At 29.8% G+C, this 3,029-nt stretch carries 3 protein-coding genes and 1 tRNA gene; 2 read left to right on the top strand and 2 right to left on the bottom strand.

Annotated features, from left to right (window positions below):
* The first annotated feature begins 537 nt into the window (after positions 1-537).
* Positions 538-2,016 (top strand): hypothetical protein, encoded by a 1,479-nt coding sequence (locus VIM70_RS21725; RefSeq protein ID WP_331947869.1) that lies wholly within the window; start codon positions 538-540, stop codon positions 2,014-2,016.
* Positions 2,013-2,414: a hypothetical protein gene (locus tag VIM70_RS21730; RefSeq protein ID WP_291112046.1), complete on the top strand. Its 402-nt coding sequence runs from the start codon at positions 2,013-2,015 to the stop codon at positions 2,412-2,414. Before VIM70_RS21725 ends, VIM70_RS21730 begins: the two co-directional genes overlap by 4 nt.
* A 290-nt stretch (positions 2,415-2,704) precedes the next feature.
* On the opposite strand, the gene VIM70_RS21735 is transcribed toward VIM70_RS21730, so the two are convergent.
* Both VIM70_RS21735 and VIM70_RS21740 read right to left on the bottom strand, forming a co-directional pair.
* Positions 2,705-2,788 (bottom strand) — tRNA-Leu (locus VIM70_RS21735).
* Between the two features lie 23 nt (positions 2,789-2,811).
* The coding region (locus VIM70_RS21740; RefSeq protein WP_331947870.1) for a hypothetical protein at positions 2,812-3,029 on the bottom strand (218 nt) is incomplete at its 5' end.

Consider the following 3,029-nt stretch of genomic DNA (forward strand, 5'->3'; position numbering starts at 1 on the left):
AGTCATGCTTAACAGAATTGTGAGAAAATACTATTAAGATACTGATTATCAGGGGTTTAATCAAATTATTTCTGACTTATTTTTTACTTATTTTACTGTAAATCAAATGTTTATATCAAACTTTAACGAACTATTGTTAGTGATAACTTCCTAATAAATCATTTTTGCAACACGATTTTGGCAATTTTCGGAATAAATTCCGAAGGCTTTGTTGAACCTACTTGTATTTTTGGCGTATTAATCGCTGTATTAGGGAAATTAGTATTCATAATAATCGTTCTAAAAATTTGTATAGATAAGTTCGTCGAACACTTTAAATCAATTTTTTAAATGTCAATATCTCAAGATTTAGATGAAAGTATAAAAAAGAAGAATTCTATATATTTTAGAATCATTTTAATATCCTATGCCTTAACGCTTGTTATACGCTACTTTGGTTCCTTCAATTTATTTTATACATTCCTAGTATTCTTAGTGTATATTTTACTGTTCTTATTTTTTAGAAAAAAGATACGATATTTTAGAGTTCTTCGACTTTTGAATGATTTTGCCTTTATTACTTATATTGCATTCCAGGCTGGGCATTTAACTGCGGATTTGGTGATTTTTATTCTACTACCCCTAGTTAATGCATTAAATCATACCCACGACAGTATCAGAAAGTCATTCTCGATACAATTATATTGTTTTACAATTATCTCATTTTTTATTACGAATCATTTCAAACTGGATTTTTATTACATAGTTCCAATTATTGCGATTTCTTTAATAAATCTATCCATTGCTTTTAGAATGTTTTTGAGTAAAGTTAACAACAAATTGGATACCATAATTGAGGGTTTTCTTATAGAAAAAGACTCTCCTCTGAAGATTTATAGGATTTTACGAGTAATTATTTCAACAATAAATCACGACATTTTTTTAAAAAAAATAGTAAAAATAAAAAGAATAACTTTCTTTAAAGTACTTAAAGGCCAAGTTCCATATGTAATTATTTCTTCTGATTTTATTTACACTTATGAAATTAATGATTCTAAAGCCGAAAATTTAGGACGATTTATTAATGAAGTAAGTGGTTCAATTAACGGGGAAGTAATAGAAAATGGTATGGGACTTAATTTAAAAAAGACTGCCGGGATGTCAAACTTTGTGTTAATTGAATCGGAAAAAAGTATATCAACTATTTATATTGGAATTCTTATAGAAAAAGTATTTGTCCCCATATTCCTGCGCATATTGCGAATAAATGCCTTAGAACTTGAAATGAGTCGTTTGAGAAAGGAATATTTTGATAAAAGTAAAAATGAATTTGAAAATATAGATGCAGCGGCGAATGCTATACATTTTTTAGCGAATAAATTATCACCAGTTACCAACTATTTTAAAATGGTAAATGATCTTAACGCTGGAAAAATCAATGATGAACACGTTGCAGAATGGCATGAACTAATTGATAGTGATTTTAAAAGATCTACACTAAACATTAAGAGCATCCAAACCAAAATGATGCAAATTGCTCAATACACCTCCAGTTCAAAAATTGTTGCTGAATTTGAAGAAATGAAAATTAAATCGTTCATTACTTATTTAAGACAGGCTTTTTTAGAAGACTGTATTAAACCTGTTTCGATTAATTTAAATTCAACTGATATTCCACAGCTCGAAAATTCTTTAAACGTTAATATGAAAGCGTTAGATTTTGTTTTTATCGAATTAATTGATAATTACAATAAACATTCTCAATCCGCTATAAAAATTGAATTAGGGATTGACGCCGCAACCACTACTTTATCAATGACATTAAGTAACGAAATAAAAGATTTCCAAAGTAATGCAAAATTGGTAACAGATTACGTTAATGATTTCAACACCGGTGAAATAAATGAACTTTTACAAAGAAAAGGCAATAAGGGAATAAAATTTCTCAAACAGTTTTTACAAGAATTAAAAATTGAACATTCGTGTGAAACTAAAAATGGAATAATGTTTATTTTTCTTAAATTTAAACTGTCATGAAAGTTGCAATATTTGAGAACGAATTTGATGAAATTAAATCTGCATTTAATGCGTTTAATATAATATACTATAGGAAAGCGTTAGAATACACTATTTATAATTCATCTCAAGCTTTTGGAGATTTAAAGAAATTAATAGACTTTGATTACGTGTTAATTGATATTGATTTATCTGTTAATAGCCAGTTAGATGGTTTTCAACTGATTTCCCAAATACTTAATGATAAAGATATAAAAAAAATTAAACCAATAATTTTAACAGGTCAACCACCGGTAAAGGAAAAGCTAAAATCGAAGACCTTACCTGATTTTCCAATTATTAATAAGCCTTTGGTGTATACACAGATACAGGATTCCTTTCAAAAGGCAAAAACAATTGATTCGTACAGAAAAACTTAACAAAGTTTTAATAGCTTCCGTAATCCTCCAATGATTTGAACTTGTTTTTAAATCACTAAATAATTCAAAATTATGATTTTGCGAATAATGACTAATGATAATTAGCATAGCGTCTATCGACAACTGGGAAATTATTTTCATATCCATGAAAACACCAGGAAGGAAAATAAAGCAATCTTTGAAACACTTCAGCAGAACGGTCCAACGACAATAATGTATGTGATATAGTATGTACTGAAATAAAAAAAGCTGTAAGTACTTGACTTACAGCTTTCACATTTAACCATCAGTACCCAGAGCCGGGGTCGAACCGGCACGGTCTTGCGGCCACAGGTGTTTGAGACCAGCGCGTCTACCGATTCCGCCATCTGGGCCTGTCATCATTCCGGAAAAAAGTTTATTTCGTTCCGAAACGGGTTGCAAATGTATTCAAACTCTCTTTAATACGCAATAAATATTTTTCTCTGTAATAACAATCTGCTATTTCATTAAGGCGGTTTTCCTTTGCTTTATCGTCCAGGCCTTCATAACCGGCTGTGAAACCCGCAATACTTTCATTTATATCGCCTTCAATGGCAAGTACTTCTGCTGTCAATTCGCCTAATTGTTCCGCAC

Origin of the sequence: Clostridium sp., from assembly GCF_036569345.1 — a bacterium.
In the GTDB taxonomy this organism is placed as follows: domain Bacteria; phylum Bacillota; class Clostridia; order Clostridiales; family Clostridiaceae; genus Clostridium_AD.

What these genes read in the sequence shown, in the direction of transcription:
- VIM70_RS21730 (WP_291112046.1), top strand. Translation starts at nt 2,013, where the DNA reads ATGAAAGTTGCAATATTTGAGAACGAATTTGATGAAATTAAATCTGCA.